Below are 23,865 nucleotides of genomic sequence, written 5' to 3' on the forward strand. Positions count from 1 at the left end.
GCGCTTTTTACTAACTGACATGGCATTCGCTGCTAGGCTTAACTAAACCCCTCACACAAAAGCGACTGCATCATGAGCTACCGCATTCGCATCAGTTTTTTGTTGATTCTATTCATGGCAGGACAGGCCATGGCCGAGCTGGTGGTTTGGCACAGATCACCGCTGGACTTCGGCAATTTCCGCTATGTGTACGATATTGAGGTGCTGCGCCTTGCCCTGGATAAAACGCGCACCACTCACGGTGATTACCAACTACAAGCCACCCCCGCTGCCAGCTACGCGCGCGTGCTGCACAGCCTGCGCAATAATACTTATCCCAATATGCTGTTGGAAATCAGTTACGACAAACAATTGGAAGACTCGGGCGAATTAACCTACATCAACTTCCCGATTGAGCTGGGCATTATTGGCTACCGGGTTTGCTTCGTGAATCCGCTCGTCAAAGACAAGATCAAACAGGCAAAAAAGCTGGCCGATTTACTACCCCACACTGTGGGCCAAGGGGCTGACTGGGCCGACATCGACATACTGCGCCACAACGGTTTTACGGTTATCGAGGTGAGCAACTACACCAGCCTGTTCAGGATGGTCGCAGGTGGCCGCTATGATTTACTCTGCCGCGGCGCAAATGAGCTGATGATGGAATATGAGCAGTACAAACACATCAGCAACCTCACTTACGATGAAAGTTTTGCGCTGGTCTATCGCATGCCGCGCTTTTTTTATCTCAGCAAAAAAAATATCGCACTTAAACAGCGGGTAGAAGAAGGATTAAAAATCGCTTATGCGGACGGTTCATTGCTAGCGCTTTGGAGCAAACACAATTTGCAAAGCGTCCGGTTTACGCAGTTGCCCATGCGCAAAATTTTTTATCTGGACAATCCGTTAATCAAGGATTTACCCAAAGATTACGAACAGTATTTTATTGACCCCATGCTCCTTAAATAACAACACTTCCAGTTATAAGCACCAAACTAATAAGCATTAGCCATCACGCCATCTGGCTGTTAGCCTGCGCGACCTGTTTAATTATCAACACTTTAGCGGAGCAAGCTGTTCAAAATTGATCAGCCTGGCGGCGGAATTTTATGGATTTTCAACTTGGCTACGTAGTAGCTGGACTGATAGTAGGTTTTATTGTGGGTATGACCGGTGTGGGCGGCGGTTCGCTGATGACGCCCATCCTGCTCTATTTTGGTGTCAGCCCGGCCAATGCAGTGGGTACAGACTTGCTTTATGCGGCTATCACCAAAGCCGGTGGCATTCACGTCCATCACAAAAAGAAGAATATCGATTGGAAAATTACCGGTGAATTGGCACTGGGTAGCTTGCCCGCTGCGGGTTTAACCCTGTGGGCACTGCACAGCCTCAGCATGGACACCGAAACTCTCAACAGCATTATCCGCACTACGCTGGGTTATGCGCTGATCCTCACGGCGGTGGCGATTCTGTTCAAGCGCAAAATTTTTGATTACAGCCGCAAAAATGACGCATGGATTACCCGCATGAGCCGCCGCGAGCAGATGTTCGCCACTGTCGCCACTGGCACCGTGCTCGGCGCGGTAGTCACCATCACTTCTATCGGTGCGGGCGCACTCGGCACAGTCGCCCTGTTTATGCTCTACCCGCTGCTGCCCACGGTGCGTCTGGTCGGCACTGAAATCGCACACGCCGTACCGCTGACGTTAGTCGCCGGTATGGGGCACGCCGGTTTAGGCAATGTGGACTGGGGATTACTCGCTAACTTGCTGATTGGCTCACTACCGGGAATTTATCTGGGCAGCCATCTGGCCAACCGCGTTGCCGACCACTACCTACGCCCGGCGCTGGCGATAATGTTGGCGTTTGTAGGGATCAAGTTGTTGTTTTGATCAAGTCGATCTTACTGGCAGAAACAAAAATGGCGACTCTTGGGTCGCCATTTCTCTTTGATAGATTAGCGGCGGTTTAACCCGCCTTCTCCGGTGGCGGCGCAACCCGTAATACCTCTTCCATCGTCGTTAAGCCTGCAGCCACTTTCTGTGCACCGGACAAACGCAGTGTGCGCATGCCCTCTTTCATCGCCAAACGGCGCAAGTCCTGCAAGTTGCAGTCGGGGACGATTTTTTCTTTGAGGTTTTCCGACAGCATCAAAATTTCGTACAGCCCCTGGCGCCCTAAATAGCCGGTATTGCGGCATTCAAGACAACCTACCGGGCGATAGACTTTGGCGGGTACGTTCACTTTCCAGGGCGCGACCAATTCCTGCCAATGCTCATGAGTGATTTGCCCCTCTTCCTTGCAGTGCGGGCAGAGGGTGCGCACCAACCGCTGTGCCATCACACCCAGTAAGGTGGCGTTGATCAAATAAGAGGGAATGCCTAAATCCAGCATCCGCGCGACAGTTGATGGCGCGTCATTGGTGTGCACGGTCGATAGCACCAGGTGACCGGTGAGCGCGGCTTGCACTGCCATCTGCGCGGTTTCCAGGTCGCGGATCTCGCCCACCATGATGATATCCGGGTCTTGCCGCATCAGGCTGCGGATACCGGCGGCGAAATCCAGCCCAATCTTGTGGTGCACCTGCGTCTGATTGAAGCGCTCCTCTACCATTTCGATGGGGTCTTCAATCGTGCTGACGTTCACTTCATCGGTGGCGACCTGCCGTAGCGATGAGTAGAGCGTGGTCGTCTTGCCGGACCCGGTCGGGCCGGTGACCAGCAAAATCCCGTTGGGGCGGGTGAGCATGGAGTACCAGCGTGCATAGTCGTCACCCACCAAGCCCAAATCGGCAAAACTGCGCAGCAGCACTTCCGGATCGAAAATCCGCATCACCAGTTTTTCGCCAAAAGCAGTTGGCAAAGTGGACATACGCAGTTCGATTTCACTGCCATCGCTGCGCCGGGTTTTGATTCGGCCATCCTGCGGCTTGCGTTTTTCGGCGATATCCATGCGCGCCAACACCTTGAAGCGGCTGGTTACGGCGGTGGACACATTGGCAGGTAGTTCGTAGACGTAATGCAGGACACCGTCAATGCGGAAGCGGATACGTCCCACCTCCCGACGCGGCTCTATATGAATATCCGATGCACGTTGGTCATAGGCGTATTGCAGCAACCAGTCCACGATCTTGACGATATGCTGGTCATTCGCATCTGGATCGCTGGCTTTGCCAAGCTCGACCAGCTGCTCAAAATTGGTGATCGCTGAGGCCGCCGTCGCCCCACTGGCGCCGGAGACAGAGCGCGCGAGGGTGTAAAACTCCACCATAAAGCGCTCGATATCGGCCGGGTTAGCGACCACCCGTTTCACCGCCCGGCGCGCCACATGCTCCACTTGCGGCTCCCAGCCCGCCATAAATGGCTGGGTACAGGCGATAACGACATGATCTGACTCGACTTTGACGCAGAGGATGCCGTGACGTTTGGCGAAAGCGTAACTCATCACCTCGGTGCATTTGGCGACATCGATTTTCATCGCATCGATGTGGAATAGCGGCAGGCGCGCCTTAGTAGCGAGCCATTCGGTGAGGGTATCGCCATCAAGGCTCTTGCCAGGACGCTGAACATCGTCCAGATTTTGGGTGGCGATATAAGCGAGCGGATGCATGATGGCCTGCTCTCGGGTGCGCGAGGCACCAAGCAGCATATTGGCATCGACCTGCTTCATGCGCCCGTCGGCGACCAGATCCTGAATCAATCCACGCAAATCCAATACCCGATCCAACACCTGCGCCATCTTATTGTTCCTGTTTATTGATTTGAGTTCAGGGGATTGTAACGCCTCGCACGCCAAGCGTCTGCCCAGTAGCGCGCAAGCTGGTATTTCGCCCTGCGGCAGCTAGGCTCTAGTTGCGGAATTGAACAGCCACTGCCAGCGCGCCTGCACCTGGTTCACACTCAAAAAAAACGGTCACGATTCTGTCATAAAAATGTAACAAAGCCGCGTGACCCTGAAGGGCGATCTTTCTATACTGCACGCACTTTTTACCGGAGGGGGTAATTGATGCCTTTTGCAAACCTGTCAAACCTGTTCGGCCGCTCGCCCATCAAGCCTATGCAGGAACATATGGCGCTGGCGGTGCAAGCGGCTGCCGAGTTGACCCGCTTTTTCGAGGCGGTAACCAGCGACGATTGGCCGCGCGCCAGCGAGATCCAACAACGCGTGGTGCAATTCGAACATCAGGCCGACGAGATCAAAAAGCAACTGCGCCTGCATCTCCCCAAAAGCCTGTTCTTGCCGGTACCGCGTACCGATTTGCTCGAACTCCTGACCATGCAGGATCGCATCCCTAACCGCGCCAAAGACATTGCGGGCATCATCATGGGCCGCCGCATGACTATCCCGACGAGCATGAAGGAGCAGGTGAATGAGTTTGTGCGCGCCAGCGTCGCGGCAGCCGAACAGGCGTTGATCGCCATCAACGAGCTGGATGAATTGCTCGAAAGCGGTTTTAGCGGGCGCGAACTGGCAGTGGTGGAGAACATGATTAAAGAGTTGGACGACCTGGAAGAGAAGACCGACCACCTCGAAATTGGCGTGCGCACATCGCTCTTTGCACTGGAGGCGCAGCTGCCGCCGGTCGATGTGATGTTCCTCTACAACATCATCGACTGGGTGGGTGACATCGCTAACCGCGCCCATGATGTGGGCGGCCGCCTGCAGTTGCTGCTGGCGCGCTAAGGCGTCTTAATCAGGGAAATCCACCATGAATTTATTTGCCGAATACAGCCAGCTGCTGTTTATTTTGGCCTGTGTATTCGGGCTATTTATGGCTTGGGGTATAGGCGCTAATGATGTGTCCAATGCGATGGGCACATCAGTAGGCGCACGCGCACTCACGATGAAACAGGCAATCTGCATCGCCATGGTGTTTGAATTTGCCGGCGCTTATCTCGCCGGTGGCGAAGTGACCGAAACCATCCGCAGCGGCCTAGTCGAAATGGAGGTGATGGCCAAAAACCCGGACTTGTTTGTCTACGGCATGCTCGCTTCACTGCTGGCCGCCGGTAGCTGGCTGCTGATTGCCAGTATGCTGGGCTGGCCGGTCTCCACTACCCACTCCATTGTGGGCGCCATTATTGGCTTTGCGGCGGTGGGCATCTCGGTCGATGCCGTCCAATGGAGCGCGGTATGGGGCATAGTGGGCAGTTGGGTGATCACCCCGGTGATGGCAGGCGTCCTGTCCTTCTGGATTTTCCGCTCAGTACAGTTCCTGATACTGAATACTGAAGACCCCTTCGCCAATGCCAAACATTACATTCCCTATTACATGTTTGCGGTCGGCTTTTTCCTCTCGATGGTGACTATCCTCAAGGGGCTGAAATACGTTTTGCGGGAACGCCAAATCGAATTCAGCTTTTTAGAGGCGGTGGTGATTGCTGCTGGGATAGGTGCGCTGGTAGCGGCAATTGGTATCTATTTGCTCAGCCGCATCAAACAAGATGCGGCCGCGGACAAAAACAGCCGCTTCGCCAGTGTAGAGCGGGTCTTCGGCGTGCTCATGATTTTCACCGCCTGCTCTATGGCCTTCGCCCACGGCTCCAACGATGTCGCTAACGCCGTCGGCCCGGTGGCAGCAGTGATCAGCGTAATCAAATCAGGTGCGGTTGAAGCCAAAGCACCGGTTGAATCCTGGGTCCTGTTATTGGGGGCTTTCGGTATTGTGATCGGCTTGGCAACCTACGGCTACAAAGTGATGCTGACCATCGGCAAAAAAATTACTGAACTTACTCCCAGCCGCGGTTTTGCTGCCGAGATGTCTGCCGCAGCCACTGTGGTGATCGCTTCAGGTGCGGGGCTGCCCATCTCCACTACCCATACGCTAGTCGGCGCGGTGTTGGGCGTGGGTCTGGCGCGCGGTATAGGCGCACTCAATATCAGCGTGATCGGCGGTATTTTTGCCTCCTGGGTCATCACCCTACCCGCTGGTGCTGGACTGTCGATTCTTTTCTTCTACGTTCTCCAAGCACTGTTTAGCTGACTGCCAGGACTAAAGCAAACAGCCCGGGCAGGAAACTACCCGGGCTTTTTTTGCAGGGGGATTTATTGCTCTGCGCTTGCAATTTCCCGTGCAATCGCCGATAACAGCCCGTTAGTATTTCGATGAGCCCAAGCCTTTATTGAGTCGAACCATGAGTGTTGATTTCAAGCGTTACCAAGATCACCTGCAACAGCTGGTGGCACTGCCATCGGTCAGCTGCGCTGTGCCCGAATGGGATATGAGCAACCAAAAGGTGATCGACTATCTCGCCAACTGTTTTGCCGATTTGGGTTTTAACACCCAGGTAATGCCACTGGCGCAGTCCAGTAAAGCCAATTTGGTTGCCACCCTCGGTAGCGGCGATGGCGGACTGGTACTGGCTGGCCACAGCGATACCGTTCCGTACGACGCCGATCGCTGGCAATCTGACCCATTCATACTCACAGAAAAAGACGGCAAGCTCTACGGCTTGGGCGCCACCGATATGAAAGGTTTTTTTCCGGTCATTATCGAAGCCGTGAAACCCTATATCGATCAAACGTTTAAACACCCGCTCATCGTACTCGCCACCGCCGACGAAGAGAGCAGCATGAGCGGTGCCCGCGCCCTGGCAAAAACAGGAATTCCCGGCGCAACACCGCGCTATGCAGTGATTGGTGAACCCACAGGCTTAGTGCCGATTCGTATGCACAAAGGCATTATGATGGAAGCCGTGCGTGTGCGCGGCCAAAGTGGCCACTCGTCTAATCCTGCGCTGGGCAAAAATGCGCTGGAAGCGATGAATCAAGTCATGAATGAACTCATCAGCCTGCGCACTGAGTTGCAATTGAAATACCGCAATGCCGGATTTGCGGTACAGACCCCCACGCTTAATTTAGGCTGCATCCACGGTGGCGACGGTGCCAATCGCATCTGTGGCGCCTGTGAATTGCATTTTGATTTACGTTTGCTGCCCGGGATGGATAACGATGAAATGCGCGCGGCTATCCAGCAACGCCTCACACCCATCGCCGAACGCAGCGGCACCGATATTGTTTTATCATCACTCTTCGAAGGTGTTGACCCCTTCGGTGAAGATGAACAGAGCGAATTGGTAAAATTATGTGAGCAACTTACCGGCAATCGCTCTGAGAGTGTCGCGTTCGCCACTGAGGCGCCCTTCATGCAACAGCTCGGCATGCAAACCGTGGTGATGGGACCTGGATCAATTAACCAAGCGCATCAGCCAGATGAATTTATTCCACTCAATCAGATTGAACCGGCGGTAAAGATTGTGCGCGGATTGATTGAGAAATATTGTTTATAGATTTTTTTCACACCGACAATTATTTTTAAAAGACCTTTAACAAGAACTTTTTAATTAGAGAAACATCGTGCCCGCAAACACTCAAGATTACGTCAAGTGGTTTCGCCATTCGACCCCCTACATCAATAGACACAGCGATAAAACGTTCGTTGTGATGCTGCCGGGTGAAGCTATCACTCACGCCAATTTTCACAATATCGTGCACGATATTGCCCTGCTCTGCAGCCTCGATGTTCGTTTGGTCTTAGTACACGGCGCGCGGCCGCAAATTGATGATCGTCTGCAAGTCGCAGACACCTTCAGTCACTTCCACAATCACTTGCGCATTACCGACAGCGAAAGTTTGCGTTTGGTGATTCAGGCGATTGGCGAGGCACGTACGATCGTGGAAGCTGCGCTCTCTACCAGTTTACCTAACTCGCCTATGCACGATGCCGATATGCAAGTGATCAGCGGCAACTTTGTAGTAGCCATGCCCTACGGCGTGATTGATGGCGTGGATTTGCAACACACCGGCAAAGTTCGCAAGGTCAACACCCGCTCGCTCAACGCAGCGCTGGACTCTGGCGCAGTAGTCTTGCTCTCGCCACTCGCCTATTCACCTACTGGCGAAATTTTTAATTTGACCTTTAGCGATGTCGCCACGCATGTTGCCGGTGCAATCAAGGCTGACAAATTATTGGCCTTTGTTGCAGGTAATGGATTGAGCGATAGTGAAGGCAATTTAATTCGCCAGTTATCTCTGCCGGAATGCAAAAATTATCTCACCGAGTTTGGCAACAACATCAGCTTTGACTTGCAGCAAGCCGTGAGCGCCTGCTATTTAAGTTGTCTGCAAGGTGTGCAGCGCGCGCAATTAATCAGCTACGAAACCGACGGTGCATTGCTCACTGAATTATTTACCCGCGACGGCTTGGGCACCATGATTTATTCAGGCCAATACGAGCAATTGCGTACGGCGAGCATCGATGATGTCGCCGGTATTGTGGAATTAATTCGCCCGCTCGAAGAGCAGGGAATTTTAGTGCGTCGCTCGCGTGAAATATTGGAAACGGAAATCAATAAATTCCATGTAATGGATAAAGACGGCTCCATTATCGCCTGTGCCGCACTCTACCCTTATGGTGATATGGCAGAGTTGTCCTGTGTGGCAACCCATCCGGATTATCGAAACGGCGGACGTGCGGCTGCACTCTTGCAGCAGATGGAGAACCAGGCGCGCAAACAACATATCAAACAATTATTTTTGCTTACCACCCAAACAGCGCACTGGTTTATCGAGCAGGGTTTTGTGCAAGGCAAAATTGAAGATTTGCCCATCGCCAAGCAAGAGCTTTACAACTACCAGCGCAACTCCAAGATTTTTATTAAATCGCTGGAATGATTAAGTTGGAGGCCGCTGCCGACACCATCGGAAGCGGCCTTTCCCTTCTATCGCCGCCCAAACCCCAAGCTGCCGTAAAGCCTGCTTTCTGGTATGATTTCGCCCATTACCACATCCAAATTCACCGCTGTTAGCAACTCGCAACGCGCTTTACGAGGTTATGCCTTATGCCCATCTATCGCTCCAAAACCACCACTGCTGGCCGCAACATGGCTGGTGCCCGCGCATTGTGGCGCGCAACCGGGATGAAAGACGGCGATTTTGATAAGCCGATTATCGCCATCGCCAACTCCTTTACCCAATTCGTGCCAGGCCATGTGCATTTGAAAGACCTCGGTCAATTGGTAGCGCGCGAGATTGAAAAAGCAGGTGGTGTTGCTAAAGAATTCAATACCATCGCCGTGGATGACGGCATCGCCATGGGCCATGACGGCATGCTCTACAGCTTGCCATCGCGCGATATTATCGCCGACTCAGTGGAATACATGGTCAATGCCCACTGCGCCGATGCAATTGTGTGTATCTCCAACTGCGACAAAATCACTCCCGGGATGCTGATGGCGGCAATGCGCCTGAATATCCCGGTAATTTTTGTCTCCGGCGGCCCTATGGAGGCGGGCAAAACCAAATTGTCCGAGCACAAGCTCGATCTGGTTGATGCGATGGTGATTGCAGTTGATGACAATGCCAGCGATGCGAAAGTGAATGAATATGAGCGCTCCGCCTGCCCAACATGCGGCTCCTGCTCGGGCATGTTTACCGCAAACTCGATGAACTGCTTGACCGAAGCATTGGGCTTATCCCTACCTGGTAACGGTTCTTTGCTGGCGACCCACTCTGATCGTGAGCAGCTGTTTCTGGAAGCGGGTCGTCGCATCGTTGAAATCACCAAACGATACTACGAAGAAGATGACACTAGCGTGCTGCCACGTTCCATTGCCAGCTTTGATGCCTTTGAAAATGCAATGGCCCTGGATATTGCTATGGGCGGCTCCACCAATACCATTCTGCATTTGCTGGCAGCAGCGCAGGAGGGTGATGTGCCCTTCACCATGTTTGACGTAGACCGCATGAGCCGCAAAGTACCGCAGCTCTGTAAAGTCGCCCCAAATACACCCAAGTACCATATGGAAGACGTGCACCGCGCGGGCGGTGTAATGAGTATTTTGGCAGAACTGAATCGCGGTGGCCTACTGCATAACCAGTTGCCCACTGTGCATAGTAAAACCATTCAAGAAGCTCTGGATAAATGGGACATCATTTCTACTTCATCTGAAGCTGTAGCGACTTTCTACAAAGCAGGCCCTGCAGGTATCCCCACACAAGTGGCTTTTAGCCAATCCACCCGTTGGCCCACACTGGATGGCGACCGCGCCGAAGGCTGTATTCGCTCCGTGAAAAATGCGTACAGCAAAGAAGGTGGTTTGGCAGTACTCAAAGGCAACATTGCCGTTGACGGCTGTGTAGTTAAAACCTCGGGCGTGGATGAAAGCTGCTGGGTATTTGAAGGCAAAGCCTATGTGGTGGAAAGTCAGGACAAGGCCGTCGCCGATATTCTCGACGGCAAAGTAAAAGAAGGTGATGTAGTAGTAATTCGCTACGAAGGCCCTAAAGGTGGTCCGGGCATGCAGGAAATGCTTTACCCAACCAGCTATCTGAAATCCAAAGGTTTGGGCAAAGCCTGCGCACTCTTGACCGATGGCCGCTTCTCCGGCGGAACCTCTGGCCTATCTATCGGCCACGTATCACCTGAAGCAGCCTCCGGTGGTGCGATTGGCTTGGTGCAGACGGGCGATATCATCCATATCGACATCCCCAACCGCACCATCAACGTAGCGTTGACGGATGCTGAGCTTGATGCGCGCCGCGCTGCAGAAAATGCGAAAGGGGCTTTAGCCTGGAAACCCTCCGAAGTTCGCCCACGCAAAGTCAGCGCTTCATTAAAAGCCTACGCAATGTTAGCGACCAGTGCGGATAAAGGTGCAGTAAGGGATTTGAGCAAGTTAGATTAATTAGAAAGAATAGTGCTACAAAAGCCATCGCGCACGTAGCACTATTCTTGAATGAGCTGAAACAACTCTCCTAAAAAAAATTAATTCCAATAAAAAAGCCAGCGAATGCTGGCTTTTTTATTGGATAGAATATTGCTATCAATTCTGTGCAAGAGCTTCCAATCTGGCCTTCTCTTTTTCGGAGAAAGTAACCCATTGGGCTGCCACTTTAGAACTGCGAGCGTCTTTACCCGCTTCTTTGAAGAACTTGATTGCTTCATCAAAGTTTTTCAACTCAAATTCAGCTTGAGCAACTGTCAGGTTGGCATAATCAACACGCTTTAGCTTTCCAGCTTTGAGCGCTTGACGCCCCCACTTTGATGCCTCTTTGTATTTATCGGTTGCAAGATAAGCTTGTGCAAGACCAATAATCAAATCGCCATCTGTAGACTTTTCAGCTGCTTTTTCGTATTCAACCAAAGATTCTTTCGCATCTTGAGCTAAACGCAAAGAGTCAGCTAACAATTTGAGATTTTTCGCCGTTGGCTCAACAAGCTTGTCTGTGTAGATCGCCTTTTTCAAAACCTTAGAGGCTTTGTAAGGAACTTCTTCTTCCAAGTACATGCTCGCCAAACGAATAACATCTCTCTCAGTAGTCAAGCCGCCCATAAGGTAGCAAGTTTCAAGTGCATGCAGTGAATCTTTTGGTCGATCAACAACGTAATACACCTGCGACAATTGCTTCCAGTATTGCGCCTTTGGATAATGCTTAATAAGCTTTTCCAAAACCACCAAACCGTTCTTGTAGTCCTCTTTATCAAAATACAGACCACGTTGAAGCACATACCAAGATTCAGCGGGAACTTTACCTGCCACCTCCTGATTTTTTACTGCTTCATTAACATTGAGAAGCGCATTATTGTTGTCTTCAAGCTGATAATACAGCGTTGAAAACATGTAAGAATCTTCAGGTTTAATGGTGTCAGTGTATTCAGTCCATTTCAGCAAAGTTTCCAGTGCCTTTTTGGGATTATCCATTTGAGAATACAGTTGGCCAACAATACGGATTGTTGATGCTTCAGTAGCAAGCGGCATATTGGGTGTCTGGGCAAGCATTTTGTTAAAGCTTTCAATTGCTTTAGCGTAATTCTCGCTACCCAAATGAGCATAGCCAGTGTACTGATGCAACAACACTAGCTCATACGCATTAGCCTTGGCCGAATTAGCTGCCATTTCGCTAAGAAGCTGCATTGCCTTTTTAGGATCGGGCTTTACAGATTCATCTTGCGGCTGCAAATAGTTAGCTGCTTCAGTGATTTTCTTACCAAAAGACTCGCTTACGTTTGGAAATTTACGCTGCTGGTCTTTGGCATACTTGTTCTTTGCTTTCACCTGAGCCATTGCGCTAGAAATCTCTACAGCGCCAGGAGCCACTGCATCAACTGCTTTGCTCACCAACAATGGGGATACAGCAATAACACCAGCCAACAAAGTGCGGCTCAGAGCAATTGAAACGGCAGGAAGTACTTGTCTCATTTCATTACCCCTTATTTCTGCATCTCATAGGTGAAGCGGTTCTTCACCCCAGGAACTTCAACTGGCTTACCATCAACAACCTTAGGCTTGTACTTAAATTTGAGCGCAGCTTTAACAGATGCTCGGTTAAATACAGACGTTGGTTTACCGTCTTTGGTGATGCATTGATCTTCAATAGGTTGAGGGTCGCGCGTAGTACCAGTTTCAGTCACGGTATAAACAACTGTACAAAACCCTTCGATACCACGGGACAGTGCTGTGCTTGGATATTCAGGTGGAACCTTAACGATAGGGAGATATTCACCTTCACTAAATGCCAAGGAACCAGAGCCAACATCTATCCCAGCTTTAGCGACAGGAGCCGTCATATTTAAAGCCTCACCAGAAACATCAGGTGCATCAAACTCGGGTTCCGGCAAGTCTGGAGGAGTCTCAGGTTCTTGGGGCTTTTCAGGTTTCGCGTCATCTAACCTGGTTTCAATTTTAGTGTTGCTCATCCGAATATCAGGAATTTTCACAGACTTAGAAGCATCAGGCTGCGCAAATTCCGTATTTACTAGACTATTCATTAAATACAGGAGGCCAAGTGTGACAACAACACCGAGTATTCCTGCTATGGCGACTTTTATAGGGTTCATAGCTGCTTAGTTCTTCTCAGTAGATACACTTATATCGGTAACGCCAGCTTTACGCGCAGCATTAGCAACATCCACTACAAACTTAAGGTCTGACTCTTTATCTGCTTGAATAGACACTGATCCCTTAGGGTTGTCCGCACGCATACGCTCAATTGCCTGACGCACATTACGTGGATCAATTTCTTTTTTGTCCATCCAGATTTCATTATCAGGACCAATTGCAATCAAAATACTGGCATTAGGTTTGTCTTCAGCTGTATTAGCGTCAGGTCTTGAAACCTCTTTACCAGTCTCTTTGATAAAAGTGGCCGTAACAATAAAGAAAATCAGCATGATAAACACAACGTCCAACATGGGCGTCAAGTCAATTGCCTGAGCTTCTTCTTCTGGCCTTGGGTTTTTCCTGCTCATGAGACATCTCTTTCATACAGGTTGAAATTAGTCGTACTGCAATGGATCACTATTACTAGTGATCCATTGTCAGATGGTCAGCAAATAAGGCTTTTTCATTATCTGCTATGCGAGTCAAGTAAGTGCTTGCAAATACACCAGAAATTGCGGCGACCATACCAGCCATTGTAGGAATAGTGGCTTTTGATACACCACCGGCCATAGACTTAGCATCACCACCACCAGTGTTGGCAAGTACACCAAACACTTCAATCATTCCCGTTACGGTTCCAAGCAACCCCATGAGAGGACATAACGCTACCAATGCAGTAATCATGTCCAAATTAGAGCTAATCTTGTCATCCATGCGAGAAATAAGTGCCGCACGAATCTGATGAGCATTCCAAGACTTGCGCTCTTTACGAGACTCCCATTGAGCGAGCGACTGCTGTATATCGCCTTTCAGACTACCTTTGAAATAGACGAGGCGCTCAAATATGAGCACCCACATCCAAAGGGTTAAGGCAGCGATTGCATACATCAATATGCCGCCTTGGTCCAAAAAGGCTTCAAGGGTTCCTATAGCGTCCGTCAAAGCCTGCATGGTTTATCTCCTACTTGCCGTTACGCTCAGCATTTTCCGCAATAATACCGGTAGTCTGCTCATCGAGTACGTGAATCACTGACTTGGCGCGACCATTAACCAAGGTATGCATTAATACCATTGGGATAGCAACAACAAGACCCTGTACGGTAGTTACCAATGCTGCAGAAATACCGCCTGCCATGTTTTTAGGATCGCCAGCACCGAAAATGGTGATTGCCTGGAAGGTTGTAATCATACCGGTTACGGTACCCAACAGACCCAGCAACGGACCTACAGCAGCAATAATCTTCATAATCGCCAAGCCGCTTTCAATCGAAGGACGCTCTTTCAAAACAGCCTCTTCGAGCTTCAACTCCAAAGTCTCAGGGTCAACATTTTTGTTTTCTTGAGCAACCTTCAATACGCGACCAAGCGGGTTGTTTGTGCTTGGGTTACTCACATTCTTAAGTTGAGCTTTTACTTTTGCACTCATAGCGAAGAGAACCAGCATACGCCAGAAGCCAAGCAAAATACCGAAGATACCTACGTATACGATTACCCAACCTACTGAGCCGCCTTGATCAAGGTATTCCATAAAGGTTGGCTTCTGAATCAGGGCACCAAGCAACTGACCACCAAGAGGGCCAGTTGGGTCGATACCCAAATCTACTACACCGCTAGTAGCAGATTGCAATGCTGCTGCGGCAGAAAGCATTGCTGAGTCTGGCTGACGCGCAAGCTCTTCAATTTTTCTGCCGTCGTAAGTGAGGTATGTACCATTTGAAACCAGATTGTAAGTACCAACACGAACAATTTCTTGCTCCGCTTGCTCACCATTTGGTTTGATTACTGTTGCGTTGAATTTCGCAACACGGCCAGTTTCTACCATTTCACGTTGAACTTCGTACCACAAACGCTCAATCTCTTCGATGTCAGGAAGTTGAGTACTTCCATTCATCTTTTCGATCAAAGCATCCAAGAAGTCACCGCGATTAGGGTATTGGGCGCTAACCAGAGAAGTCTCAAGTGTTGCGCGCAAATCGCCAGCAGTTGAAGTCAAATGACCAAAGAGTTCACGCATTGAACCCAAACGCTCATTTAATTGCGCTTTTTTCTGAGTAACCAAGAGCTGCTGTTCGGCGTACTTCTTTTCCAAAGCAACAGAGCGGTTCTCTTCTGCTTGGCGAGTAGCATTAGCTTGCGCCAATAAACCAGCCTGACCAGCTTTATCGCGAGCAAATTCAGCTTCGCGTTGCTTGTGCTCAGCAGACTCACTGATTTGAGATTTTTTTACCATATCCAACAGTTGATCAAGCGTTTGAGCCTTCTCTTGAGCCACAGCAAAACTGCTGCTCAATAGACCAACAGTGGCAAGCATCAGGCAGTTTTTAACAAACTTCATTTTCATTGTGCTGCCTCCGGTGCTTGAATGGGCATAGTCATAATATCTTTGGTAGCTTGGTCACGCGCAATCTTCAAACCTTTCAAAATCGGCGCATTGTAAGAGCTATCTAATGAAACCCACGATTTTTGGGCAACATCCCAATAACCACTGGCTTGTGCATCAGTTGTTTGGTACATCAAAGAGATGCGGCCAACACGCAGGATGCTCACTTCACGATCCTGACCATCAAGTGAAAGGGTAGTTTTGTATGCAGAAATTGTGCTGCCGTAAGCAGATTCAATTTTGTAGGCCTCAAGCACCTGACGAAACTTCTCTGAAACAGAGATATCAGCACGATCTTGGTTAGCACGCAGCATTGCGATTTGAGCTTGACGCTCTTCCAATGAAAATGGCTTATCCAGATTCACGAACTGCTCCAAACCATCGAGCATGCGGAAAATCAGCGGCTGAATTTGACGTTCGATAACAGTTACTTTCTCGATTGATTGCTCCAACTCCTGGACCACAACCAACTGCTTGGCAACTTGCTTTTCCATCTGGGCGTTAAACACGCGGAGATCGTCGATCAGCTTGTTTTGTTGTTTGAATTGTTGCGCCAGATCGTCAGTTTCCTGAGCCAATCTATCAATGCGCTTCTGGGAGTCTTGCGCCAAAGTAGTTTTGGCTTGACCTGCCTGGAGTACTGCATCCAGAGTTTGATCTGCCATGGCAACGCTACCCATTAGCGCGCCGGCAGAAAGCATTGTGGTCAGAGCCACCGCTTTCAATCGCTGCTTTTTCATAATCCCCCCAACTGGGTGTTCAATCAAGTGAGTTTGCGGCAACAAGCTGCCACAGACGCGTTATCCACGTAGCCTCTTCGAGGCGGCTAAGAACGGCGGCATTGTAATAAGCGCCATGACCTACTTCCAATGATTTATCCTACAACCTTCCACGTGTGTATTAAGGTATCAACTTGGTAACACATTACTGCTTTTAATAAGTGCACCGGTAACACAAAAACAAAAACATCAAAAACAAACCAGAAAAAGACATTTAAAACAAAACTTTTAGTTATTAGCGATCATTTATCACGCAATCCGGGAATACACTAAAAACTCGTGTGGTACTAACGCAGCCACATCACCCGCCGCGCATGACTCCAAGCCCCATTTCGCCTCATCCAGCGCCTCAAAAAAGGCATCTCCTTGCGGCTCGACATCAACACGCGTCAGATAAATGCGATCCGCAAATTGCAGCGCTGAACGGTATATTTCTGCACCGCCAATAACCATAACCTCATCGAGATCCGAAACCGTGGAGCCGCGCACTTTTTGCGCCTCAAGCAGCGCTTGCTCTAAACTATTGGTAACAATTACTCCCTCAGCAGCCACCCAATCCTTGTTACGGGTAATCACTATATTAGTGCGTCCCGGTAAAGGCTTACCGATGGACTCATAGGTTTTACGCCCCATGATAACTGGCTTGCCCAGTGTTACCGCTTTGAAATACTTTAGATCTTGCGGAAGGTGCCAGGGCAATTGATTATTGCACCCGATAACACCATTTCTGGCTGCCGCAACTATGATGGCCAATTTCATGCAGAGCCTTCACCTTTACCTTCTAATATATTCGTCAACAACCAAAACACCACTAGATAGCAATAGGCGCGACTATACGCGGATGGGGCTGGTAACCGTCAAACACAAAATCCTGTAATTCATAGCCGAAAATGGTGTCCGGCCTGCGCGAGAACGTAAGTGTAGGCAAGTTTTTAGGTTCGCGCGTTAATTGTTCGTAAACTATGTCGTCTGTAATGTGGTTATTGTACAAATGGCAATCACCAAAGGTATGCACAAAATCACCAACACCCAAATCGCACTGCTGGGCAATCATATGGGTCAGGAGTGCGTAGCTGGCAATATTGAACGGCACCCCTAAAAACAGATCAGCACTACGCTGGTAAAGCTGGCACGAAAGCTTACCCTCGGACACATAAAACTGAAACAGGGTGTGGCACGCAGCAAGCGCCATTCGCCCCCGCTCGACATTCTGCTGGGGACTCATCGACTCATCCGGCAAATCAGCCGGATTCCAAGCACTGACAATCAAGCGACGCGAATAGGGATTTTTCTTGATTTGGGCAATCACTTGGGAAATCTGGTCGATAGTCGATCCATCTGGACACGCCCAACTGCGCCACTGCTTACCATAGACCGGCCCCAAATCGCCCGAGTCGGTGGCCCACTCATTCCAGATGTTACACCCCCGCTCCTGCAACCAGCTAACATCAGTGCGCCCTTGCAGGAACCACAGCAATTCAACAATCACACTTTTCAGATGGACAGTTTTGGTGGTCACCAGGGGAAAGCCTTTATTGAGATCAAAACGCAACTGGCGACCAAAGACTGAGCGCGTCCCTGTGCCGGTGCGGTCGCCGCGCTGAACACCGTTTTCCACTACATCGCGCATCAAATCAAGATATTGCTTCATTCACAAACCTGTACCAAAAATTTAACAGACCTTATGGGTTCTTGGCGGATTTCGGGGCAAAGACGTAAGCCCACACCAGCAGCCCTGCACCGAGCAGGAACATGGGGACGCAAAGCAATTGACCTCGAGTCATGCCAGCGATCAGGGCGACCCCCAGATCTGGCTCGCGCACAAACTCAACGCCAAAGCGGAAAATCGAATAGCCAATCAGGAACAAGCCTGACACAGCGCCCCGCGGGCGAGGTTTGGCAGAGAACCAGAACACAACCACGAACAACACCAGACCTTCGAGGAAAGCTTGGTATAACTGGCTCGGGTGACGCGCCAGCCCTTCCGGCAGCGCCTTCGGGAATACCATTGCCCAAGGTACATCGCTAACACGACCCCAGAGTTCCTGACCGATAAAATTACCCAAACGGCCAAAACCCAGACCGAGTGGGACTATGGGAGCGACAAAATCCATCACACTGACAAACGAACGGTTGATGCGATAGGAATAAATAATCATCGCCATTATCACACCGATCAAACCGCCATGAAATGACATGCCACCCTCCCACACGCGGAACAGCCAGAGAGGATCGCGCAGGAATTCTTCAAAATTGTAAAACATCACATAACCAAAGCGACCGCCGAGTATCACTCCAAAAGCACCATAGGTGATGAGATTTTCAACTTGGGATTTGTTCACAGTGGCAGCAGGAGCCTTGGCACGATGCATGGAAATCAACCAGGCACTGGCAAACGCCAGCAGATACATAATCCCATACCAATGCACATTGAACGGCCCGATAGTCATGTCGCCAAGCGATATGGGGCCAATAGGGATAGTAAAAGCGATGGGATTTAAATCCGGGTATTGCAACATAAGCGGTTAAACCTGAAACAGCCAACTCAGTGGGCGGTGATTATGGCGCGGAATTGTGACCCACCCAAGACATTTATATTTATTCATTTGCATCTGAAGCAACCGGACGGATCAGGCGAGTCAACCCTGTCTCACGCAACTCACGCGCGATATGGTCGCGAATAAGATCACCATTGGACATGCGCATCACTTCCGCAAGCAATTGTTTGGCTCGCTCGAAGGTTATACCGCGAATAACCGACTTGACCTTGGGAAGGTTGGTGGCATTCATCGACAGCACATCATATCCCATTGCCATCAGCAGGATGGCAGCGCCCGGATCACCCGCCAATTCGCCGCAGATACTAACACTGATGCCGGCATCGTGCGCTGCATAAACGATATATTGCAACGCGCGTAGAACAGCAGGATGGAAGGCTTGATAGAGGTCCGCTACCTGCGCATTATTGCGGTCTACTGCCAGCAGATACTGCGTGAGATCGTTGCTACCGACCGAGAGGAAATCCACCCGGCGCGATAACTCCGGCGCAAGATATACCGCTGCAGGCACCTCGATCATCACCCCGATTTGCGGCTTGCGCACGCGGTAGCCCTCTTCGAGCAACTCTTTATGTACGCGCTGGATCAGCGCCTTGGATGCATCAACCTCCTGCATATTTGTGATCATCGGTAGCAGGATACGCAGATTATCCAAACCTTCACTGGCCTTGATCATGGCGCGAATTTGCGCGAGAAAAATCTCCGGGTGATCCAGTGTGACGCGGATACCGCGCCAGCCTAGGAAGGGGTTGTCTTCTTCAATCGGGAAATAAGGCAAGGCTTTATCACCGCCGATATCGAGGGTCCGCATGGTCACCGAGTGGGGCGCAAATGCCTCCAACTGCTCGCGATAAATGGCGCGTTGCTCTTCCTCACTGGGAAAACGATCACGCAATAGGAACGGCACTTCGGTGCGATACAAACCCACGCCTTCAGCTCCGCGCTCAAGCGAGCGCACTACATCAGCCATCAGACCGGTGTTGACGTGCAACGGTAAACGGTAGCGATCTTTGGTTTCGCAGGGGAGATCTTTAAGCGCCTCCAAGCCTTTAACCAATGCCTGTTCTTCAAGGAAGATCGCTTTGTATTGCTTGCGCAATTGTGCGCTGGGATCACAGTAAACTGTGCCTTTGTAACCATCTACAATAATTGGACGCCCATCGATTTGGGTAAAAGGCAAATCCACCGCGCCCATCACCGTGGGGATATCCATCGCCCGGGCCAGGATCGCAACGTGAGAGTTGGAGGAGCCCAGCACCGACACCAAGCCCGCCAGCTTTTCTTTGGGGATTTCCCCCAGCATTGATGCAGTCAGCTCTTCACCGATCAGGATGGTTTTGTCGGGATATACACGCGTCTTTTGATTGGATTCCTGCAAGTACGCCAGCACACGCCGCCCCAGATCGCGCAAGTCAGTCGCCCGCTCGCGCAGGTAGGGATCATTCATGCTATTGAAGATATTTTCGTGCTCGAGGATCACCTCACTCCAGGCATAGGATGCGTTGGCGCCTTTGCGAATACGATCAGTTACTTCGCCGCCAAGGGAAGCATCATCAAGCATGGCGAGATAGGCATCAAACAGCGCCTGCTCCTCGCGGTTAATGCGCGCCTTTAATTGCTCACCCAAAGATTTAATATCGTCGCGCACCGCCATCAGGCTGCGGTGAAAGAAAGCGATTTCGGCCTCAACATCCTTACAAGCCTGATAGGGAACCGACCTTAAATCTGCCGATGGCGCAATCACTACCGCTTCACCGATAGCAATACCCGATGCGCCAGACACGCCGATAAATTTCGCCTGGGTTGCCTTGGCGCCCACCGGTACCACTCCACCAGTCGCTTCAGCATGGGCAATCACACCCGCTAATTGCGCCGACATGGTGACTAAAAACGCCTCCTCTCCCTCGTCAAAACGGCGCTGCTCGACTTGCTGGACAACGAGCACACCGAGCACTTTGCGATGGTGGATAATCGGCACACCGAGGAAGGCGCTATAGCGCTCTTCGCCAGTCTCGGGAAAATACTGATAGCTTGGATGCGCTTCGGCGTGTTCCAAATTGATCGGTTCTTCGCGCACAACCACGCGCCCAACCAAACCTTCACCAGCCGCCAGCCGCACCTTCCCAACCGCATCAGCGTTGAGGCCGTCGGTCGCCATGAGCACATAATCGCCCTTGGCATCGCGCAAGTAGACTGAGCACACCTGGGTCGCCATCACCTGCTTTACTCGCGTAACAATAATCGCCAACGCGGTTTTCATATCGCGTGCGGCGTTTACTTCCAGAACGATGGAGCGGAGTGAATTTAACATAGGGGTTGGTGATCAAGCCTGTCAGGTGGATATGGTTGGGATTATAAGTGCTTTCTTTACAGTTACTTTAATTATGGGGCGAGCGAACGCGGGCGCTGCGATCCTCCAAATGCGCGTGAAACAATGACAACTCTTTAAGCGCACGACGGTACACATCGCGCTTAAAGGAGACGACTTTACCCAACGGATACCAATAACTGACCCAACGCCAGTCATCAAACTCGGCACGACCGCCATTATTGAGGCTCACCTTGGCGTCGTCACTCAACATGCGCAACAAAAACCATTTTTGTTTTTGCCCCACACACAGCGGCAAAGAGTTATGGCGAACCAAACGATGCGGCAAACGGTAGCGCAGCCAACCACGGGTGCAGGCGAGTATTTGCACATCTTCCTGGCGCAGGCCAACCTCTTCATGCAACTCGCGGTAAAGAGCTTGCTCGGGCGTCTCATTGGGGTTTATACCACCTTGCGGAAACTGCCAGGCATCCTGACCACCAACACGCCGGGCCCACAGCAATTGACCCTGATCGTTGGTCAAAATAATGCCCACATTAGGGCGGAATCCGTCTGAATCTATCACGGGGGAATTGTCCATATAAAAGGTTTTGCTGCGGCAGAAAACAAAACTCCAGCTATGAAAGAGCGGACATGTTCCACAAAACAGCGTTTTCCGCACTATATCAGGCTTACCCAAACCCGCAACCCTGAATCTCGGAAATGGTTTTCATTGAGCGCGCTCGCCACTGCCGTTATCCTAGCGCCCCTTTTGCAGCAACTCCTGCAAACACTTACTTCATATATATAGGGAACCACCGTGGCACTGGCAATTTTTGATCTCGATAACACCTTGCTGGCAGGCGACAGCGACCACAGCTGGGGAGTCTTTTTGGTGGAAAAACAGTTGGTAGATGCTGAAATCTACCGCCAGGCGAACGATGGCTTTTACGCCGACTACAAAAATGGCACCCTCGATATCCGTGCCTATTTACAGTTTTCGCTGGCGCCGCTCTCTCGCCACAGCATGGACGAACTGGAAAAATTACACGCAGAATTTATGCGCGACCATATCGAGCCATTGATGCTACCCAAGGCAGAAGAACTGCTGCAACACCACCGCAACCAGGGCGATCATTTGCTGATCATCACCGCCACCAACGGTTTTGTGACCCGCCCCATCGCCAAATATTTGGGTGTGGATGACATTCTTGCCACTGATCCGGAGGTGGTTGACGGTCGCTATACTGGCAACTATGTGGGCGAGCCCTGTTTCCAATCCGGCAAAATTGTCCATCTCAACGAGTGGCTTAAGCACAACCATCACTCGCTGGAAGGCGCCTATTTTTACAGCGACTCGATTAACGATTTACCCCTGCTGGAGCAGGTTGACCATCCGGTAGTAGTCGATGCCGACGTGCGGCTAAGCTCTATCGCCCGCGAGCGCAATTGGAAAGCAATAAGCCTGCGCTAGGCAGGCTTATTGTGAGAAGTGGAAACGCAGGTCTGGGTTTGGCTAGGCTAAATAAACGCGCGCAAATACTGCTTTTAAATAATCGGTTTCAGGAATAGCGGGATGGATCGGATGATCCGGCCCTTGTCCGCCCTGCCCAATAATCTGCACATGGCGATCCAAGTGACGGCCGGATGCGCGCACAATTTCCAGTAGGGTATCTTTACCCAAATGCATGGAGCAGGATGCTGAAACCAACAAACCGTCGCGCCCCAACAAACGCATCCCCAACTCATTAATATGGCGATAAGCCGCCTCACCCGCTTTTTGGTCTTTGCGTTTTTTGATAAATGCAGGCGGATCAAGCACCACCACATCGAAACGCTCATCACTGGCGATCAGTTCTTTCAACACTTCGATGGCTTTGCCTTGAATCGCCGCAACCTTATCGGCGACACCATTAAGCTGGGCATTATCCAATACTGCATCAGTCGCCGATTCCGATGCATCTACACAGAATACTTCGCTCGCACCCGCCACAGCCGCTTGCACTCCCCAGCCGCCGATATAGGAAAACACATCCAATACCCGCTTGCCTTGCACATATTGCTGCAGCAATGCACGGTTCATGCGGTGGTCGTAAAACCAACCGGTTTTTTGCCCACCATGCACCGGCGCCATAAAACGTGTACCGTTTTCGACTAACTCCACCGATTCAGGCACTTCACCGTAGGCGACGTCGGTGTACTCCGACAAACCTTCCAGCGCACGCGCGCTGTGCTCATTGGCGAGCAATACGCCATGCGGATTCAGCACCTGCACCAGCGCCTCAACTATCTCACCCTTCACCAATTCCATACCCGCACTGGCAATCTGCACCACCAGATAATCGCCAAAACGGTCGACCACCAACCCGGGAAGAAGATCAGCATCGCCATAGATCAGACGATAAAAAGGTTCATCAAATGCCATCTCGCGCAGCGCGAGCGATTGCTTTATACGGTGCACCAACAGGGATTTATTGAGCGGATACTTTTCATCGCGGCTGACCAAGCGGCCGCAGATCAGTCCATTGGGATTGACTAGTGCGATACCGAGCGGCTTGCCACTGTTAGTTGTGACCAGCGCCTGCTGCCCCATTGAAAAAGATTTAAGCGGCGATTTGGCGACATCCACCTCGTTGCTGTAAATCCACAAATGCCCCAATTTTAGGCGGCGATCCGCTTGGGAATTAAGAACAAGGATAGGCAGTGTCATGGCAAGGCTCACATAGCAAAAAAAGTGCGCGGATTATAAGCCTTGTGCGACTGGGACACAGAATTAAAAATGCGCCAACTGCAAAATGCACCGAAAGGAAGTCGGAAATGCCAAGGAAAATGCTAAGAAACGCACAAATATCGGGTGATTTGGCTGCGGAAGCGCGTTTTTTGAGCGCTTGGCACTTTATCATTGAAAAGATATGAGCTAACGTTAGCTGTGGCCATAAGTCCCAATAAGCTCAACAGCTTAGCGCAGATTCTTTATGCC

General features: G+C 50.8%; 21 protein-coding genes. 8 read left to right on the forward strand and 13 right to left on the reverse strand.

Annotation, left to right across the window (positions count from 1 at the left end; translation table 11 throughout):
• The first annotated feature begins 72 nt into the window (after positions 1-72).
• Together J2X05_RS01335 and J2X05_RS01340 are read left to right on the forward strand one after the other, a co-directional pair.
• Entirely contained in the window at positions 73-948 is an 876-nt protein-coding gene (locus J2X05_RS01335; protein WP_310067668.1) for a transporter substrate-binding domain-containing protein, read from the forward strand.
• A 140-nt stretch (positions 949-1,088) separates the two neighbouring features.
• Positions 1,089-1,871, forward strand: coding sequence for a sulfite exporter TauE/SafE family protein (locus tag J2X05_RS01340; protein WP_310067670.1), 783 nt, complete (start codon positions 1,089-1,091; stop codon positions 1,869-1,871).
• A gap of 76 nt (positions 1,872-1,947) precedes the next feature.
• Here J2X05_RS01340 and tfpB read toward each other — a convergent pair whose 3' ends face one another.
• Positions 1,948-3,717, reverse strand: coding sequence for a type IV pilus assembly ATPase TfpB (tfpB, locus tag J2X05_RS01345; protein ID WP_310069419.1), 1,770 nt, complete (start codon positions 3,715-3,717; stop codon positions 1,948-1,950).
• Positions 3,718-3,984: 267 nt separating this feature from the next.
• Between tfpB and J2X05_RS01350 the strand changes: the two genes are divergently transcribed.
• The 5 genes from J2X05_RS01350 (at position 3,985) to ilvD (ending at position 10,664) form a co-directional block, all read left to right on the forward strand.
• Positions 3,985-4,662: a TIGR00153 family protein gene (locus tag J2X05_RS01350; protein WP_310067673.1), complete on the forward strand. Its 678-nt coding sequence runs from the start codon at positions 3,985-3,987 to the stop codon at positions 4,660-4,662.
• A gap of 25 nt (positions 4,663-4,687) precedes the next feature.
• Positions 4,688-5,962 (forward strand): inorganic phosphate transporter, encoded by a 1,275-nt coding sequence (locus tag J2X05_RS01355; protein ID WP_310067675.1) that lies wholly within the window; start codon positions 4,688-4,690, stop codon positions 5,960-5,962.
• Positions 5,963-6,113: 151 nt separating this feature from the next.
• Positions 6,114-7,268 (forward strand): acetylornithine deacetylase, encoded by a 1,155-nt coding sequence (gene argE, locus J2X05_RS01360; RefSeq protein WP_310067677.1) that lies wholly within the window; start codon positions 6,114-6,116, stop codon positions 7,266-7,268.
• A 67-nt stretch (positions 7,269-7,335) separates the two neighbouring features.
• The gene (argA, locus tag J2X05_RS01365) at positions 7,336-8,652 is read left to right on the forward strand and encodes an amino-acid N-acetyltransferase (protein WP_310067679.1); all 1,317 of its coding nucleotides are present in this window, start codon (positions 7,336-7,338) and stop codon (positions 8,650-8,652) included.
• A gap of 167 nt (positions 8,653-8,819) precedes the next feature.
• Entirely contained in the window at positions 8,820-10,664 is a 1,845-nt protein-coding gene (gene ilvD, locus J2X05_RS01370; RefSeq protein WP_310067682.1) for a dihydroxy-acid dehydratase, read from the forward strand.
• 138 nt (positions 10,665-10,802) lie between these two features.
• On the opposite strand, the gene J2X05_RS01375 is transcribed toward ilvD, so the two are convergent.
• The 11 genes from J2X05_RS01375 to rppH form a co-directional block, all read right to left on the reverse strand.
• The gene (locus tag J2X05_RS01375) at positions 10,803-12,179 is read right to left on the reverse strand and encodes a tetratricopeptide repeat protein (RefSeq protein ID WP_310067685.1); all 1,377 of its coding nucleotides are present in this window, start codon (positions 12,177-12,179) and stop codon (positions 10,803-10,805) included.
• 11 nt (positions 12,180-12,190) lie between these two features.
• Entirely contained in the window at positions 12,191-12,817 is a 627-nt protein-coding gene (locus J2X05_RS01380; RefSeq protein ID WP_310067688.1) for an energy transducer TonB, read from the reverse strand.
• 6 nt (positions 12,818-12,823) lie between these two features.
• Positions 12,824-13,228: an ExbD/TolR family protein gene (locus tag J2X05_RS01385; RefSeq protein WP_310067691.1), complete on the reverse strand. Its 405-nt coding sequence runs from the start codon at positions 13,226-13,228 to the stop codon at positions 12,824-12,826.
• Positions 13,229-13,283: 55 nt separating this feature from the next.
• Positions 13,284-13,811 carry a MotA/TolQ/ExbB proton channel family protein gene (locus J2X05_RS01390; RefSeq protein WP_310067693.1) on the reverse strand — a complete coding sequence of 176 codons (528 nt, stop codon included), beginning with the start codon at positions 13,809-13,811 and terminating at the stop codon, positions 13,284-13,286.
• A 10-nt stretch (positions 13,812-13,821) separates the two neighbouring features.
• Entirely contained in the window at positions 13,822-15,201 is a 1,380-nt protein-coding gene (locus tag J2X05_RS01395; RefSeq protein WP_310067695.1) for a MotA/TolQ/ExbB proton channel family protein, read from the reverse strand.
• Positions 15,198-15,980, reverse strand: a complete 783-nt coding sequence (locus tag J2X05_RS01400) for a DUF3450 domain-containing protein (RefSeq protein WP_310067697.1) — start codon at positions 15,978-15,980, stop codon at positions 15,198-15,200. Before J2X05_RS01400 ends, J2X05_RS01395 begins: the two co-directional genes overlap by 4 nt.
• 288 nt (positions 15,981-16,268) lie before the next feature.
• Positions 16,269-16,778 (reverse strand): dihydrofolate reductase, encoded by a 510-nt coding sequence (locus tag J2X05_RS01405; protein ID WP_310067699.1) that lies wholly within the window; start codon positions 16,776-16,778, stop codon positions 16,269-16,271.
• Positions 16,779-16,830: 52 nt separating this feature from the next.
• Complete coding sequence (locus tag J2X05_RS01410; RefSeq protein WP_310067702.1) at positions 16,831-17,670, reverse strand: thymidylate synthase; 840 nt, start codon at positions 17,668-17,670, stop codon at positions 16,831-16,833.
• A gap of 31 nt (positions 17,671-17,701) precedes the next feature.
• Complete coding sequence (gene lgt, locus J2X05_RS01415) at positions 17,702-18,538, reverse strand: prolipoprotein diacylglyceryl transferase (RefSeq protein WP_310067705.1); 837 nt, start codon at positions 18,536-18,538, stop codon at positions 17,702-17,704.
• A 79-nt stretch (positions 18,539-18,617) separates the two neighbouring features.
• The gene (gene ptsP / locus J2X05_RS01420; RefSeq protein ID WP_310067707.1) at positions 18,618-20,888 is read right to left on the reverse strand and encodes a phosphoenolpyruvate--protein phosphotransferase; all 2,271 of its coding nucleotides are present in this window, start codon (positions 20,886-20,888) and stop codon (positions 18,618-18,620) included.
• Positions 20,889-20,955: 67 nt separating this feature from the next.
• Positions 20,956-21,471 (reverse strand): RNA pyrophosphohydrolase, encoded by a 516-nt coding sequence (gene rppH, locus J2X05_RS01425; RefSeq protein WP_310069422.1) that lies wholly within the window; start codon positions 21,469-21,471, stop codon positions 20,956-20,958.
• Positions 21,472-21,705: 234 nt separating this feature from the next.
• On the opposite strand from rppH, the gene J2X05_RS01430 reads away from it, so the two are divergent.
• On the forward strand, positions 21,706-22,359 hold the full coding sequence (locus tag J2X05_RS01430) for a histidinol-phosphatase (protein ID WP_310067710.1): 654 nt from the start codon (positions 21,706-21,708) through the stop codon (positions 22,357-22,359).
• A 42-nt stretch (positions 22,360-22,401) separates the two neighbouring features.
• Here the strand turns inward: J2X05_RS01430 and J2X05_RS01435 are convergent, their stop codons facing one another.
• Positions 22,402-23,595, reverse strand: coding sequence for a class I SAM-dependent rRNA methyltransferase (locus tag J2X05_RS01435; protein ID WP_310067712.1), 1,194 nt, complete (start codon positions 23,593-23,595; stop codon positions 22,402-22,404).
• Between the last annotated feature and the right edge of the window lie 270 nt (positions 23,596-23,865).

The sequence above is a fragment of the Cellvibrio fibrivorans genome (assembly GCF_031457055.1).
In the GTDB taxonomy this organism is placed as follows: domain Bacteria; phylum Pseudomonadota; class Gammaproteobacteria; order Pseudomonadales; family Cellvibrionaceae; genus Cellvibrio; species Cellvibrio fibrivorans.